Genomic DNA, 14,628 nt, shown 5'->3' with positions numbered 1-14,628 from the left:
CCGGTTTTATTAGTTTTGACAGACCATCGGATGGCGGAATTTGAGGCAGAGCATGGTAATGTCATCATGCTGCTCAGCGTCCTGTGTGAAATCGGACAGAAAATCGCGAATCTGATGGAGAATATATTCTGAAGAGTGATCATCATAATGAGGAAGCCCATTCAGTGCTTTTTTTAAACGGTATTCCTGAAAAAAGGCACCGTTTTTATCCACAGCTTCGGTGACGCCGTCCGTGTATAAAAAGAGGGTGTCACCGGGATTGAGCTTAAGTGTCTGGCGCTTGTAGTGCACATCTGGAAGAATAGACATGACAAAACCCGAATCCATAGCAAGAGGTTCGAACTTTTCATTCCGCCGCCTTAAAAGCGGAGGATTATGGCCTGCGTTGACAAAGGACAGAATACCTGTCTTCAGGTTTAATATACCGAGGAAGGTGGTCAGAAAAACCCCTTCGGCGGTATTTTTATATAAATGATGGTTGGCTCTGGTGAAGATTTCATCAACATCTAATCCTGTTAATACCTGGTCGATAATATGCTCTTTTGAGCTCATCATGAAAAGAGCCGCAGGGACGCCCTTGCCGGACACATCTGCGATGATAAAAACCAGCTTGTCGTCATCCATTAAAAAGAAATCATAAAAATCGCCGCCGATTTCCTTGGCCGGAGTCATGCGGCCGCTGATGCTGAATTCTGTCCGGTCTGGGAAAGTTGGAAACGGGTCGGGCAGCATGGCTGTTTGAATCTGCTGAGCGATGTTTAATTCGGTAGATGTTCTCTCCTTCTCAGCTGCCAGCCGCTCTTTTTCCGCGACATTATCCCAGAGCTTGCGCATGGTATCATTGATCTTATCAATCATTTCGTTGAACGCAGTGGCAAGAAATTCCAGTTCATCACCTGTGTGAATATCCAGCTTTTTATCCCAGCTTTTCCCATCTAGTTGTTTTATATCCTCTGTCATGATCAGCAAAGGGTTTAAAAGTTTCTGACTGATGGCGTTGGAAATGCCAAAACCGATCAGGTTAATGGCGACCAGCGGAATAATGGACAAATCATAAATAATCAGGGCAAAGGTCTGGTTGTCGGTATTGAGCAGGTTCATGCTGTACAGGATACCAATGGTCGCTGCAAAAACTGCCATGACAGAGATCAGGGAGAAATAATAGACTAAGAGGGTGATTTTGATCTCAAAGTTCAGCTCAATCTTTTTTAAAAACATCAGAACTATTGGGAAAAGCAGCGTACAGACAAGGGTATTTGAGACGACGATGGGCAGTCCAAGTCCAACGAATTTTTGCAGGGCGTCGACTCCAGGCTCCACGACGCGCGTTAACAGCGCATAGGCAGCGGGGACAATGTTGACCAGCAGAATATATAAAAAAAAGATAGTAAAGGATCGGTTGGTCCGGATTTTGTCCTCGTTTTTAGGGAAAAAACCCATGATTAAACCGTACAGGCCATTGGCGACGCTCCAGTTTAGCAAAAATTCGATGCCGTAGCCAGTGACCATATCGCTCATGGCGTTGCCGAGAAAGCCAACAGTAAAACCATAAAAAGGCCCCAGAAGATACCCTGAAAGTAGTGGAAGGATAAGCTGGGGCCGGATGGATACATAAGGCACCTCGACCAGGCTGAAATCTGCCAGAAGAATGTTCAGCGCCGCGTAGACAAAGGCCATAATCAGGGCAATCATTATTTTAAAAGGGATGGATAGATCCCTGTTTGTGTTGTCCATATAGAATCTCCTTGATGAAGGTTGCACCCATTATAACATAGATTATCTAAAACGCAACAAGCCGAGGAACAATAGGATTAACTGTCCCTCGGGCTTGTTTAATCAGTCGGCTTAGAAACATTTTTGATGGTTTTCCCGTCGATGGCAATCCCCTTTTTCTTCACACTGGTAACAGATCTCGTTGGGGGTGTACACATCATCTTTATAAGCTTTTATGTTTTCAAGCGTAGTAGCCGCAATCTGATGCAAGGCCTCTGTCGTTAAAAAGGCCTGATGGCTGGTCAGTAAGACATTGGGGAAGGTAATGATCCTTGCGAGATCACGGTCGTCCATGATTTTATTAGACCAGTCTTCAAAAAAGTAACTGTCCTCTTCTTCGTAGACGTCCATGCCAACTCCGCCGATTTTATGAGAGTTGATTCCCTTAATCAGGGCTTGAGTATCAATCAGTGCCCCGCGTGAGGTGTTGATTAAGATGACGCCGTCCTTCATCATGCCAATGGTCTGGTCGTTGATGATATGGCGTGTCTCCTCCGTCAGCGGACAGTGGAGTGAGATAATATCTGATTTTTCCATCAGCTTTTTCAGCGGTACATACTGGATGTCCAGTTTTGGATTAGGAAAGACATCGTAGGCAATGACGTTCATGTGAAAACCCTTTAAAATATCAATCATCATCTGCCCGATGCGCCCGGTACCAATGACACCGGATGTCTTGCCATAAAGATCCATGCCCGTTAAGCCGTCAATATTAAAGTTAAAGTCACGTGTTCGGGCGTAAGCCTTATGGGTTTTACGGTTAACGGCAAGGAGCAGTGAGGCCGCGTATTCTGCAACGGCAGCCGGAGAATAGGCCGGTACCCTGAGAATACGGATACGTTTTTCATAGGCCTCTTTCATGTCGACGTTATTATAGCCGGCGCTGCGCAGAAGAATAAGGTGTATGTTCATTTCTGACAGCCGGTCCATAATTTCCTTTGTAACCTTGTCATTGACAAAGACACAGATCGCGTCAGCGCCTTGGGCATATTCCAGCGTGTGAATATCCAGCCGGTTTTCAATATAGCGTGGTTCGTGGCCCGCTTCCTTCAAAAGGGGATCGAACCAGAGTTTGTCATAGGGTCTTGTATCATAAAAAGCAATTTTCATTTAAGTGCCTTCTTTCTTTAGGTTTTATGTTTTTTCCGCTCAATATGATAGAGCAGAAAGGGGAGTGTTAGTACGACTAAAAAGCTGATAATCAGGATCATATCATACCGGATATAATTGTCAGGCGCCAGCTGGTCAGGCGGAAAAAAGGTCACCACAAAAGTGAAGATGGACATTAACAGCCCAACGCCGGCAATAATCGTTTTGACAAGGCGTCCACCAGGTATCTGATAAGCGCGCTTATAGTCGGGATGCTTGTAAAGTAAAATAAAGTAAGCTCCGAAGAATAAAAAGTAAGTGATCAGATAAATTACAACGGATAAAGAGATGGCGGTTAAAAACGAGAGGTTATTTCCGCCACCGCCAAAGGTCAGGACAGCCGCCCAGATTGTTACGATGATCCCCTGACCCAAAATCAGGTTTGTGGGAATGCCGCGGCCATTGGTTTTTTTAAAAATCTTTGGCAGCAGGTTATCCTTGGCCGCCACATAAAGGCCACGTGACGGGCCGACCACCCACGAGCTGACCTCAGCCATAACGCCAATGGCAATCATGGCACCGAGAATACGAACCATCCAGAGCAAATCTGGATTAAAGTAACGGAACAGATTTTCAAAAGTCTGTACGACTCCGGAGCTGTAGCTCAGATTCTGGGCAGGAACCACCATCGCGACAGAAATGCCGCCTACGGTGTTTAAGATAATCGCCAGCACGACCAGGATAATCATAGTCAGAGGGTAATTCCGACTGGGGTTTTTTAACTGGTTGACATGGGTGGCTGAAACCTCAATTCCCATAAAGGAAAGAATAAACGAGGCGAAGATTACCAAATCATCCACATCTTTAAAATCAGGGATCAGGGTATGTACATTCATTTCCAGATGGATCGGTCCGCCAGAAGAAACGTAAGCGCCGGTCAACCCAAAAAGCAGCAGTACTGGAAATAGAATACCAGCGATAAAGCCAACTTTTGAGATCATGGCAGTGTATTTTGTACCGCCAAGCTGTGATAGGCTCAGGGCCCAGAAAACCACCAGAACACCAATGAATTTAATGAAAGGATTTTGTTCCAAAGCAGGTATGTTAAAGACATAGGAGAATGAGCCAAGGATAAAGTAAATCATTGATATGAATCCGATGGTAATCTGGAACCACTGAAAAAATATGGCTGCAAAGCCAAAGCGTTCACCAATGGTCTTACCGACCCAGGTAAACACGCCACCTTCCTCCCAGCCTTCAACCGTGGCCATCTCTGCAGCACAGAGCGAGACTGGTATAAACCATAAAAAACCTCCTGCAACCAGAAAAAATGCCAGTGAGAAGCCTGAGGAGGCAAAAGTCGCGTATTTATCCGCTGTCATAACCATTGAAGCTGTCATTGCGAAAAAGCTGAAAAGCGTCAGCTTTGAAGTTTTTGATGTATCGTTAAGTAGTTGATTTTTCATTTTAAACAGATACCATTCCTTATCTTTTGGAGTGCTATTAGTTAAATACCCAGATGGTGGGGGTCTTAACGCAAAACGAAGCTTAGAAAACGCATTGAAATCACAAATATTCGGCTTCACCGGACTTTTTTCTTATTTTTTTATTAAATATTGAGATTTCCTCTTGAATTTTTTTATGAAAACCGCTATAATTATCTTCGATGTCTGGGTGTAGCACAGTTTGGTAGCGCGCGTGAATGGGGTTCACGAGGCCGGAGGTTCGAATCCTCTCACTCAGACCATTTTTTTTATTCAAAATCAGGGATTTTTATAAAATAAGTAAACTAACAGGTGAATAAAATGAGTCAAGCTACACGGGAATGGAAGAGACGGGTCAATAAACGGAGAAAATTGATTATTGGCGTCGTTTTTTTTTAATTGCCGTCATAATCGTTGCAGGTATTTACCGGAATAATCAGCGGATGCTGTTGGAAACCTCTGAGTATACCAATGCCTATAAAACCAATTTTTTCTTTTTTAAAGACATTGATTATATTGAGCTGGATGATTTTTCCGCGGCAGATTTAACCCTGCCCGAGGGGGAAAAGACCAATGGCTACAAAACGCTGACACAGTCTCCAAAGGCAGTGAATCAGAATTTTCTGAAATATCAGACGGATACCATCGATCAGATTATGGCGGACAAGTATTATAACGACTGGCCTTCAGTCATTAATGAAATTACGGCAAATTATGTGGGAATGGCAAAAATCACCACGCAGTTTGGCCAGGCTGACCGACAGCGAAAGGAATTTCTGGTGGATTCTGTCCAGTTTATGGGTGAAAACCAGGATGAGCTCAACCAGCAAAAAGCTATTTATGAGAGCCTGAACGACGGTCAGCCAAGAGACATTACATTAAGTGGTTTACAGATGATGGGCTCAGGGTATGTTTATACTACCCTCAATGCTATGGAAAAAGTTGTCAGTGAAAGTGCGCTGCCCTATATCAACACGAATTTTTTGAAAACCGCCAGTAAAATTGACAAAGAAAACCAGACCGCGCTCAAAATCATTAATAACGATCATATCTTTACGGCCTTTTCGATTCCTAAAAGCGAGGCGGTGGAAGGTGAAGAGGAAGCGCTTGCCAACAAGGAAGAATATATGGGAACCCGCGGCGCAGAAAAGAACACAGAATATTATAAATTTCTGGTCAAACGGGTTGATCAGCTCCGTTATTATCCAACCCTTTCCTTTGAAAGCGGACAGAATACTTACAAGGGCTATCTGGTCGATGTTATTGATGACGGCGATAACAAAATAATCGTCATGCTCGTCAAGGATTATGTCAATGTTTTTGCCAATGAAATCATGATTAATACCGACGTTAATATTGAGCGGTTCAGTTGTTTTCAGGTGCCCCAGAGCGCTATTATTAAAAAAGACGGCGCTACCTATGTAAAAACCCTTGAAAAAGGCTATTTTGAGGAACTGACTCCTGTAACAGTATATAAGTATGATAAAGGTATGGCTGTTTTAAAGCTGGATGACGAAAATAATAGGGCGTTGTCCTCTGGCACGACCATTAAGGTTTATCCATAAATTATCAGAGAAAGAAGTGAAATAAAATGGCAGATAGTGTCATTGCAGAAAATATTGCGGCAATTAAAAAAGATATTCCGGAAAATGTAACGCTGGTGGGGGTGACTAAACACCGCAGTGTGGAAGAAACCCAGGCAGTTGTTGATGCCGGCGTTTATGATCTTGGAGAAAATAAAGTTCAGGAATTTCTGGCTAAGGTCGATGAGATCAAAGGGCCGGTGCGCTGGCATTTCATTGGGCATCTGCAGCGCAATAAGGTTAAATACCTGATGGGAAAGGTCAGCCTGATTCACTCGGTTCATTCTATTGAACTTTTAAAAACCATTGAAAAGGAAAGCGCCAAGCACGATGTTAAAACAAATGTCTTAATCCAGTTTAACCTTGCGGAAGAGGGCAGTAAATCTGGTTTTATGGCTGAGGAATACAAGCTGGTTATGGAAGAAGCCGGAAATTGCCCGCATCTCGAGATACAGGGACTTATGTGCATTGGACCGATGACAAAAAATTCTGATGAAATTCATAAAGTTTTTAAGCATTTAAAAGAATTATATGATACAATAGAAAAAGAATACCATGGAGAAAATATTAAAATGCAATATCTATCTATGGGAATGACGGATGATTACCCCATCGCCATAGAAGAAGGGGCTACGATTGTAAGGATCGGAAGAAAAATATTTAATCGTTAGGAGAAACAGCATGGCAAACGAAAAATTCAAAGATAAAATCATAAAGGTTTTCGGTATGGAAATGGATGACGATGATCAATACTACGATGATGAATACTATGATGACGAAGTAGAAGAAGTCGTTGAAGAGCCGAGAAACACTTATGCGCCGCAGCCAAAGAAAACAGCGCCTGCCCCGAAACGTACAGGTCTTGTGGGTATTGGCGATGGTCCTGAAGTTTTGGTTTTAGATCCTGAACGTTTTGAAGACGCGCCTGGGATCGTCAATAAAATCAAAGCAGATAAGACGGTTGTCGTCAATCTTAAAAATACAGAATACGAAGATGGCCAGAAAATTTTTGATTTCCTTAACGGAGCAGTTTTCGCTCTGGAGGGCTCCATCAACCGTATAGCCGATAATGTTTTTATCCTTGCGCCAAAACAGGTTTCTGTTTCTACAAGCATGGAAAAAGACGAGAGTGACACAATTACCCCTATTTTAAATTGGGATGATGATAAATAGGAATGATCGAAAGTATTTTAATTGTCGCCGGTCATTATCTTGTCGAATTGATCACGCTCCTGATTGTAGCGAATATTCTGATGAGCTGGTTTAATCCCAGCCCAGATAATCCGATCGTAAAACTGATTTATGGCTTGACCGAGCCGATGTTATCACCACTGCGTCGTTTTGCAGTTATTGGCCCCATTGATTTTTCTGGAATTGCGGCCGTGGTGCTGCTTCAGTTTATCATTTATCCTTTGTATCAAATGCTGATTAAAGCGATTTTTTAGCTTGTGACCGTCTGCCGCCATGGACAGACGGTTTCATTTAAAGTTCGATGGAAAACGAATACATAAAAATCTTCTATTATACATGAAAGGAGGTGAACAAAATATGCGCTCAGGGCAATATGCTTTGTATCATGGAGAAACCTTTAAGTGTCAGGAGATCATGCCGGATACATTTAAATTAATCGTGGAAGGTAATAAGGCACCGCCGGGTTTCAGGCAGAGCAGCTATGGTAATTTTACCAAAATGGTCCGTTATGAAGATTTAGAAAAAGTAATGCAGATTAAAACAATGGTCGTTTACCGGAACGAAAATCTGACACTGCTGGACGAAGATGAGGGAAAGCTTACCGTCATGACAGCAGATAAACGTATTGGCTTTCGTTTAGGAATGGCAGAGAATGAAAGGGGAGAATTCATTCTTGAGTTGTCAAAATCAGAACCCTATGAGATCCTCGAGTATATGGAGTGAGCTAAAGGAAGAAGGTTTAATATGAAAAGCCGGTGATAGAACGCCGGTTTTTTTGTTGTGCGTTTTAGCTTGTGAACATTTGCGTTTTTAGCTATAATAAAAAAGATTGTTTATAAATTCTTTGGGGGCAGACATTTGGAACAACGGATACAAAACCTGACAAAAGGAAATATTTATAAGATGCTGGCAGTTTTTGCGCTGCCTTATCTCATGGCCAATTTTATCCAGGCGCTTTATGGCGCGGTGGACATGATGGTTGTCGGCTGGTTTAACGACGCAGCCGTGGTTGCGTCTGAAAATGGGCGCGGCGGGAGCTGCCCTGGCGACAGCTGGTTCACAGGGGGTCAGTATGATTCTGGCAATTGTTTATCTGAACCGGAGAAGCTTTATTTTTGAGTTTAAAAGAGACAACTTCAGGATCTACAGAGATAAGGCAGCGCGGCTTTTAAAGGTTGGAATACCGGTATCGCTGCAGGAGACTTTGCTGCAGATTTCCTTTTTATTTATTACAGCCATCATCAATACGATGGGTGTTGTTGCAGCTGCCGCAGTTGGTATTGCGGGAAAATTTGATGCTTTTGCCATTGCTGCCATTGCAGCTCAAAATATTGGAGCGGGACAGCCTGATCGCGCGAAGAAATCTCTTTTTGCCAGTATTATTTTGTCACTGGTCTGTTCAATCCCGTTTTTTATCTGGGCTCAGGTTTCTCCAGCGTCAATTTTGCAGATTTTCAGGGCAGAGCCGGCTGTTATTGCAGCTGGAACAGCATATCTGAGAACCTTTAGTATTGATTTTATGCTTGTGGCGTTTGGTTTCTGTTTTCTGGGATTTTTTAACGGCTGTGGACGAACGACTTTTTCAATGGTGAACGGTGTGGCCGTGTCTTTGTTTGTTCGTTTGCCGCTGGCATGGATTTTGAGTGTGACGCTGTCCGGCAGTCTGACGGCAATTGGCATGGCGGCACCAGCGGCCACATTGGTTTCAGTTGTGGCAGAGATCGTTTATTTAAAGCTGGGGCGTTGGAAAACCCCGGTGGTGTGAGGTGTAGAAATGGACAAAAAAGATGAGTTTTTGCTGGCCAGGGTGGAGGATGCCTGTCAGAATAATTACGCTCCCCAGTTTTTCGATTTTCAGGATGAAGCCATGCAGTTGAAGATGGAAAACATCCTAAAGCATTCTGGAGAGCCCTATCTTTTCTGGGGTGGAATGGAGAACGCTGGAAGAAAAATGCTGTGCATCTACCCGGATTACTTAGATGCCGGCGCCCTCGAATGGCCCATGCTGGCGGTTCTTTTTCCGAAGGAATTTCCAATGGATCACCGCAATGTGCTTGGAGAGCTGATGCATCTGGGTATTACGCGTGAATGTGTGGGGGATATTAATATGAACGATAAGGAGGTTCAGGTGATCTTTGCAGAGCGCCTGAGAGACTTCATTACCTTGAATTTTACAAAGGTGAAGGGCAGAAGCATCAAGCCTGAGATACTGGAGCCGGATCAGATCAAAACCTTTGAGCTGCGGTTTAAACGGCTGGAGCTGGTGGCGGCCTCAGACCGTCTGGACGGTGTTATCAACAAAATATGGGGCTTCTCGCGGCAGGATAGTATTACCTACATTAAGCAGCGCCGTGTCCGGGTCAATTATGAGGAGATCACCAAAAACGATTATCGGATCAGAACTGGGGATATTATTTCCCTCAGAGGTAAGGGAAAAGCAGTGGTTACGGAGCTCGGTGGTGTCACCAAAAAAGGAAACCTGCGCCTGATCGTTGATAAATATATTTAGAAGAAATTGAGGAATGATTAAATGGAAATTAAAGAGTACCATGTCCCAGAAGAAAGCGCGGGTGTGCGTCTGGATGCTTATTGTGCTGAACAGGAGCCGGATTTTTCCAGAGGCTATATCAAAAATTTACTGGCCGAAGGCGCTGTAAAGGTGGATGGAAGCCAGAAAAAGGCCAGCTATAAGCTGAAAGGCAGAGAGGTCATTACCATGGAGGTTCCTGAGCCGGTAGAGAGTGCCATTGAGCCGGAGAATATTCCTTTAGAGATTATTTATGAGGATGATGATGTGATTGTGGTTAACAAGCCAAAGGGGATGGTGGTGCATCCTGCACCGGGCAGCCCATCCGGCACGCTGGTCAATGCACTGATGTATCATACCGGCGCCTTGTCAAATATCAACGGTGTTTTCCGGCCGGGGATCATCCACCGAATCGATAAGGATACCTCCGGTCTTTTAATGGTGGCAAAAAATAATGCAGCGCATCAGAATCTGACAGAGCAGCTGAAGGCGCACACCATTACCCGTCAGTATAAAGCGCTGGTAAAAGGGATTATGGAAAATAATCGCGGCACCATTGATATGCCCATTGGCAGGCATCCAAAGGATCGAATTCGGATGGCGGTGGTTAAGGAAAATTCCAAGGAGGCGGTTACGCATTTCGAGACCCTTAAGCGCTATGCTGAAGGCTATACACTGATGCAGTTTCGGCTGGAAACCGGCAGAACGCACCAGATCAGGGTGCACATGCAGGCCATTGGCTATCCCATTGCCGGTGATCCCCTGTATAAAGGTGATAAAAAAAATCCCTTCAAAACAGAGGGGCAGTGCCTTCATGCCGAGCTGTTAGGCTTCAAGCACCCACACACCGGTGAATATATGGAGTTTTCAGCGCCCTTACCCGAAGCCTTTCAGGCGATTCTGGACGGGTTGAAGGAAATTGAGTAAAAGCTTTGGTTCTTAAAAAATATAAAATTCGAAAAATAAAGCCGTGCATTTTCATGTGACACATATGACAATGCGCGGGCAGTGTTAGCGGTCTGTTTCATTTTTAAGCAGACCGCTTTTGTTTTCTGTAATACAACATGATGGTAAAATAAATAAACTATATTGAAAAATGCTTACTAGCCCCCCTTATTTTTTATGTCACATGACGCTGCGCTTTGACGTATGTGTCGCATGAAAGCTAAAGATGGTAAGATGCTTTTAACGCGCTTTTTAAACTATATTTGCTCATTGCTGTTCAAAACCTGCTGGATCGCAGCGATTTTGTCCTTGTTGGGCGTAACGTACATGGTGTTTTGATTGGTGAAAATAACCATGCCAGGCTTGGCTTTTTTTGGCTTCTTTAAATACCTGAACTCGACATAATCCACCGGGACGTTCTCGGAGTTTTTGGCCTTGCTGTGCCAGGCTGCCAGCATTCCTGCCTCAAGAAGGGTATCCTCTGTGATGAAGCGTCCATTGGCTACGACCAGAACATGTGAGCCAGGAATATCTTTGACATGAAGCCAGCAGTCTTCGTCTACGCCCAGGCGTGTAGAAATATAATCATTCTGATAATTGTTTTTTCCAACATAGATGTCGAAGCCCTCAGAGGATATAAAGTGCAGTGGCTTGGAAGCTGCGATCTTTTTCTTTGCCTCCTTGGAGGTCAGGCCCTTCTTGTTAAATTCAGAATGCATGAATTCGTGGCGGATTTCGTCTAGCTCATTGAGCTCTGTAGACTGATCCAGGCCGCCTGTCAGGCTTTCGAGATAATAAACTTGTTCCTCGGTTGTTTTTATCTGTTCCGCCAGCTGGATTTGGGCCCGTTTGCCCTTATTGTATTTTTTATAGAAGCGCTGGGCATTTTGGGAAGGTGTTTCATTGACCTTGAGATGAACCCTGACAGTTTTCATTTCCGGGTCGGTATAATCTACCAGCGAAACCTCCTCCATGCCTTTTTCAATCATATAAATATTGGCGGTAATCAGGTCGCCGTAGAGCTTGTTCTTCTCATTTTTTTTGGAATTGTCCATATCCTGATGCAGGTTCTGGAGTTTTTTGTAATTTTTTTTCAGCAGTGTGTCCAGCTGATGCCTCAGATTGGCGCTTTTGGCCTTAAAACGGATTTTTTTATCCTTGATATAGTAGAAGGCCTCCAGCATTTTTGAGACGTTTGTATAGGCAGTGCATTCGTTATCCGTCATATGGTGGAGGTTGACCGTTGAAAAATCGATGATTTCACGCCGGAAGTAGTAAATACCGCAGTTAGGCCCCTTCTCAATTTCATCCATGACTTCGCTGAAAGCCTGATATAAATAGCCGAGCTGCTTTTTTGAAAATTCTTTGAGCTTGAGCTCGGGGTTAAGGCCTGCTCTGAAACAGAATTCCCGGGCGATAATGGGGCTCAGGCCCAGAAAACACTGTACCCAGAAGCGCTCGGTAACCGTTTCGGAGTTTTCTGCCACCATTTTATAATAACGATCCTCTGTCAGGGATAAAAAATTCTGGCGTCCGCTTTCGGGCGGATAAATATAGACCTTGCCAGGCAGAATCTGGCGGTAGCGGTTGGAACCGGAGCCCACCTTTTTCATGGAGTCCAGAATGATATCCTCACCCTCCTGCCTTTCGCCGGAGACGTCTGTCTTATCATCAATTAAAATAACGTTGCTGTTTCGGCCCATGATCTCGACTACCAGCTTTTTGATTACCACATCGTTGAATTCATTTTTGCCAGAAATACTGAACTCGATCACCCGGTCGGTTTCGTGCTGCACAATGTCTACAATGATGCCATTGAGAAGATGCTTTCTGAGCACCATGCAGAAGCTGGGGGGCGTGCCTGGGTTTTCCTTAAGCTTTTCGGCCAGATAGACGCGCGGATTATTCGCGTTGGCTGAGATCAAAAGGTTATAGTTTTCCTTTTCCCTGTTAATGGTCATACGGATTTCATCGCTCTCGGGCTGGTATATTTTGCGGATACGGCCGCCAACGATCGTCTCCTGTAATTCCTTTATTAAATGTTTGGTAGTAATGCCGTCAAATGCCATTGGTTTAATTCCCTTCATCTATTTTGGAGATTTTGAATTCTTTATTTAATCTTTTCAAATTATTCTAGCATTTCCTGTTGTTTTTTGGAAGTTTTTTGGATATGATAGAAGATAAATAATTCAAAATGGAAAGATAGGCTTAAGAATGAATTTTACAAAAATGCAGGGTGCCGGAAATGACTTTATCGTCATTAACAATATGGACAATTCCATCCAGCTTCCGGCACAGTTAATAGAGGCGATGTGCAGGCCGCACTTTGGAATCGGCGCAGATGGTTTGATTTTGGTTGAGCCTTCAGAGTCCTGTGATGTGCGAATGAATTATTACAACCAGGACGGCTCCATCGCGGAAATGTGTGGCAACGGCGTCCGCTGCCTCGCCAAATACGCCGCCGATGCGGGGATTGTGGATGCTTCGAAGCCTTTTGAGGTTGAAACCAGAGCCGGGAAAATCGGTGTCCAGGTTTTAGAATCCTATCGGGGGGTATCAACCATCAAAGTAAGCATGGGCAGTGTCAGCTTTGAGACAAAGGATATCCCGGTCATTTCAGATAAAGCGACACTCCTTGGCGAGAAGATCACCTATAAGAATCAGGAGCTTACCTATGGCTGCGCGTCTATGGGAAATCCGCATATGGCTGTTTTAGTTGAAAATGTGGACAGCTTCCCAATCGAGGAGGTTGGTCCTTACTTTGAGAAGCACGCCATGTTTCCCAACAAATGTAATATCAGCTTCGCGGAGGTGATCAGCCGCGACAGTATTGCCATGGATACATGGGAACGCGGCGTTGGCCGTACACTGGCCTGCGGTACTGGTACCTGTGCGACCGTTGCGGTGCTGCACCGCATGGGCCTGGTTGGCAGTAAGGTTCACGCCTGCTTATCTGGCGGGGACCTGGTGATTGAGCTTGACGGAAACGCTGTTTTTATGACAGGGCCGGCAAAGGTTGTTTTTACGGGTGCTTATGAAATGCAGGTTCCCAATGAAGAAGAAGCGTTATTTGCAGCTTTAAGAGAATTGTAAGCCTGAAAAGAACGGAGGCAACAAAAATGAAAAGTATGACAGGTTTTGGCCGCAAGGATTACAGAGACGAGGCATTGGAGATATCGATTGAAATAAAAACCATTAACCATCGTTTCAGAGATTTTTTTCTGAAGCTGCCGCGGTCGCTAAATCCTATTGAGGAAAACATCCGAAAGGCCATCAGTGAAAAGATCGCGCGCGGACGCATTGAGGTTTTTATCAAATACAACGAGATCGACGCCCAGAATAAGCGGATTGTGTTTAACCGCGATCTGGCTAAAGCGTATATCAATGTTCTGAATGAAATTAAAACTCTGGACTCCATGATCGACGATGATCTGAGCCCCGGGCTGATCGCCAAATTTCCAGATGTTGTAAGTCTTGAGGATGAGGGCGTAGACTACGAAGCGGTTTGGCGTAAAATGGCTCCTGTGCTGAATGAAGCGCTGGAACAGGTAGACACCAGCCGGAACCGCGAAGGGGAAGCCCTCAAAAAGGATGTTGCGGCCCGCTGCACCGCCATCGAAAAGGCTGTTTCAGCCATTGAGGCTAAAAGCCCCGAGATGTTGAAAAAATATCAGGAGGAGCTTCGTGCAAAAGTAGAAGCTTACACTGATTCCATGGAAGTGGATGAAAAGCGCGTTTTAACCGAGGTAGCCATTATGGCGGATAAGCTGGATATCAGCGAGGAGCTGACACGGCTTAAAAGCCACACCGGGCGGCTTAAGGAGATTCTCGGAGAAGAGGATGAGCCGGTAGGCCGTAAGCTGGATTTTCTGGTTCAGGAACTAAACCGTGAAATTAATACTATCGGTTCAAAGGCCAACGACATCGGCATCGCCAATCTGGTAGTAGATGTTAAAAGTGAAATTGAAAAAATCCGCGAGCAGATACAGAATATCGAATAATTTTAAAAAATGTCAGCAAATTGGAGGAGTTTAAG

The 14,628-nt window shown here is 44.4% G+C and carries 15 protein-coding genes and 1 tRNA gene; 12 read left to right on the top strand and 4 right to left on the bottom strand.

Annotated features, from left to right (window positions below; translation table 11 throughout):
- Positions 1 to 9 precede the first annotated feature (9 nt).
- From CPZ25_RS06740 to gadC, 3 genes are all read right to left on the bottom strand, one after another.
- Complete coding sequence (locus CPZ25_RS06740; protein WP_096919966.1) at positions 10 to 1,734, bottom strand: SpoIIE family protein phosphatase; 1,725 nt, start codon at positions 1,732 to 1,734, stop codon at positions 10 to 12.
- A gap of 111 nt (positions 1,735 to 1,845) precedes the next feature.
- The gene (locus CPZ25_RS06735) at positions 1,846 to 2,883 is read right to left on the bottom strand and encodes a 2-hydroxyacid dehydrogenase (protein WP_096919967.1); all 1,038 of its coding nucleotides are present in this window, start codon (positions 2,881 to 2,883) and stop codon (positions 1,846 to 1,848) included.
- A gap of 17 nt (positions 2,884 to 2,900) precedes the next feature.
- A complete protein-coding gene (gene gadC / locus CPZ25_RS06730) occupies positions 2,901 to 4,328 on the bottom strand; it encodes a glutamate/gamma-aminobutyrate antiporter (RefSeq protein WP_058693930.1) in 1,428 nt (475 codons plus the stop codon).
- Positions 4,329 to 4,532: 204 nt separating this feature from the next.
- Between gadC and CPZ25_RS06725 the strand changes: the two genes are divergently transcribed.
- From CPZ25_RS06725 to CPZ25_RS06685, 10 genes are all read left to right on the top strand, one after another.
- A tRNA-Pro gene (locus tag CPZ25_RS06725) sits at positions 4,533 to 4,609 on the top strand.
- A gap of 180 nt (positions 4,610 to 4,789) precedes the next feature.
- Positions 4,790 to 5,911, top strand: coding sequence for a hypothetical protein (locus tag CPZ25_RS06720; RefSeq protein WP_058696350.1), 1,122 nt, complete (start codon positions 4,790 to 4,792; stop codon positions 5,909 to 5,911).
- A gap of 26 nt (positions 5,912 to 5,937) precedes the next feature.
- Complete coding sequence (locus tag CPZ25_RS06715; protein WP_096919968.1) at positions 5,938 to 6,600, top strand: YggS family pyridoxal phosphate-dependent enzyme; 663 nt, start codon at positions 5,938 to 5,940, stop codon at positions 6,598 to 6,600.
- 10 nt (positions 6,601 to 6,610) lie between these two features.
- Positions 6,611 to 7,102, top strand: coding sequence for a cell division protein SepF (locus CPZ25_RS06710; protein ID WP_074617240.1), 492 nt, complete (start codon positions 6,611 to 6,613; stop codon positions 7,100 to 7,102).
- A 2-nt stretch (positions 7,103 to 7,104) separates the two neighbouring features.
- On the top strand, positions 7,105 to 7,374 hold the full coding sequence (locus CPZ25_RS06705) for a YggT family protein (protein ID WP_058693933.1): 270 nt from the start codon (positions 7,105 to 7,107) through the stop codon (positions 7,372 to 7,374).
- A gap of 103 nt (positions 7,375 to 7,477) precedes the next feature.
- A complete protein-coding gene (locus CPZ25_RS06700) occupies positions 7,478 to 7,843 on the top strand; it encodes a hypothetical protein (protein WP_058693934.1) in 366 nt (121 codons plus the stop codon).
- Between the two features lie 135 nt (positions 7,844 to 7,978).
- The gene (locus CPZ25_RS20790; protein ID WP_243129356.1) at positions 7,979 to 8,239 is read left to right on the top strand and encodes a hypothetical protein; all 261 of its coding nucleotides are present in this window, start codon (positions 7,979 to 7,981) and stop codon (positions 8,237 to 8,239) included.
- Positions 8,193 to 8,885 (top strand): MATE family efflux transporter, encoded by a 693-nt coding sequence (locus CPZ25_RS06695; protein ID WP_243129355.1) that lies wholly within the window; start codon positions 8,193 to 8,195, stop codon positions 8,883 to 8,885. The genes CPZ25_RS20790 and CPZ25_RS06695 overlap by 47 nt, the downstream gene beginning before the upstream one ends.
- Positions 8,886 to 8,894: 9 nt before the next feature.
- Positions 8,895 to 9,629, top strand: coding sequence for a YlmH/Sll1252 family protein (locus CPZ25_RS06690; protein WP_058693937.1), 735 nt, complete (start codon positions 8,895 to 8,897; stop codon positions 9,627 to 9,629).
- Between the two features lie 21 nt (positions 9,630 to 9,650).
- On the top strand, positions 9,651 to 10,574 hold the full coding sequence (locus CPZ25_RS06685) for an RluA family pseudouridine synthase (protein WP_096919969.1): 924 nt from the start codon (positions 9,651 to 9,653) through the stop codon (positions 10,572 to 10,574).
- 275 nt (positions 10,575 to 10,849) lie between these two features.
- Here the strand turns inward: CPZ25_RS06685 and CPZ25_RS06680 are convergent, their stop codons facing one another.
- A complete protein-coding gene (locus CPZ25_RS06680; RefSeq protein ID WP_074617243.1) occupies positions 10,850 to 12,661 on the bottom strand; it encodes an Rqc2 family fibronectin-binding protein in 1,812 nt (603 codons plus the stop codon).
- 145 nt (positions 12,662 to 12,806) lie between these two features.
- Here CPZ25_RS06680 and dapF point away from each other — a divergent pair, with 145 nt between their 5' ends.
- Together dapF and CPZ25_RS06670 are read left to right on the top strand one after the other, a co-directional pair.
- Positions 12,807 to 13,685, top strand: a complete 879-nt coding sequence (gene dapF, locus CPZ25_RS06675; RefSeq protein ID WP_074617244.1) for a diaminopimelate epimerase — start codon at positions 12,807 to 12,809, stop codon at positions 13,683 to 13,685.
- 26 nt (positions 13,686 to 13,711) lie between these two features.
- On the top strand, positions 13,712 to 14,593 hold the full coding sequence (locus CPZ25_RS06670; protein WP_058693941.1) for a YicC/YloC family endoribonuclease: 882 nt from the start codon (positions 13,712 to 13,714) through the stop codon (positions 14,591 to 14,593).
- Positions 14,594 to 14,628: the final 35 nt, after the last annotated feature.

This window comes from Eubacterium maltosivorans (assembly GCF_002441855.2).
Taxonomy (GTDB): domain Bacteria; phylum Bacillota; class Clostridia; order Eubacteriales; family Eubacteriaceae; genus Eubacterium; species Eubacterium maltosivorans.
This window is presented reverse-complemented; position numbering and strand designations above follow the sequence as displayed.

Coding starts and splice junctions, on each gene's coding strand:
- CPZ25_RS06705 (WP_058693933.1), top strand. CDS start 7,105: ATGATCGAAAGTATTTTAATTGTCGCCGGTCATTATCTTGTCGAATTG.
- CPZ25_RS06685 (WP_096919969.1), top strand. CDS start 9,651: ATGGAAATTAAAGAGTACCATGTCCCAGAAGAAAGCGCGGGTGTGCGT.
- dapF (WP_074617244.1), top strand. CDS start 12,807: ATGAATTTTACAAAAATGCAGGGTGCCGGAAATGACTTTATCGTCATT.
- gadC (WP_058693930.1), bottom strand. CDS start 4,328: ATGAAAAATCAACTACTTAACGATACATCAAAAACTTCAAAGCTGACG.
- CPZ25_RS06695 (WP_243129355.1), top strand. CDS start 8,193: ATGATTCTGGCAATTGTTTATCTGAACCGGAGAAGCTTTATTTTTGAG.
- CPZ25_RS06720 (WP_058696350.1), top strand. CDS start 4,790: ATGCTGTTGGAAACCTCTGAGTATACCAATGCCTATAAAACCAATTTT.
- CPZ25_RS06710 (WP_074617240.1), top strand. CDS start 6,611: ATGGCAAACGAAAAATTCAAAGATAAAATCATAAAGGTTTTCGGTATG.
- CPZ25_RS06715 (WP_096919968.1), top strand. CDS start 5,938: ATGGCAGATAGTGTCATTGCAGAAAATATTGCGGCAATTAAAAAAGAT.
- CPZ25_RS06680 (WP_074617243.1), bottom strand. CDS start 12,661: ATGGCATTTGACGGCATTACTACCAAACATTTAATAAAGGAATTACAG.
- CPZ25_RS06670 (WP_058693941.1), top strand. CDS start 13,712: ATGAAAAGTATGACAGGTTTTGGCCGCAAGGATTACAGAGACGAGGCA.
- CPZ25_RS06740 (WP_096919966.1), bottom strand. CDS start 1,734: ATGGACAACACAAACAGGGATCTATCCATCCCTTTTAAAATAATGATT.
- CPZ25_RS06700 (WP_058693934.1), top strand. CDS start 7,478: ATGCGCTCAGGGCAATATGCTTTGTATCATGGAGAAACCTTTAAGTGT.
- CPZ25_RS06735 (WP_096919967.1), bottom strand. CDS start 2,883: ATGAAAATTGCTTTTTATGATACAAGACCCTATGACAAACTCTGGTTC.
- CPZ25_RS06690 (WP_058693937.1), top strand. CDS start 8,895: ATGGACAAAAAAGATGAGTTTTTGCTGGCCAGGGTGGAGGATGCCTGT.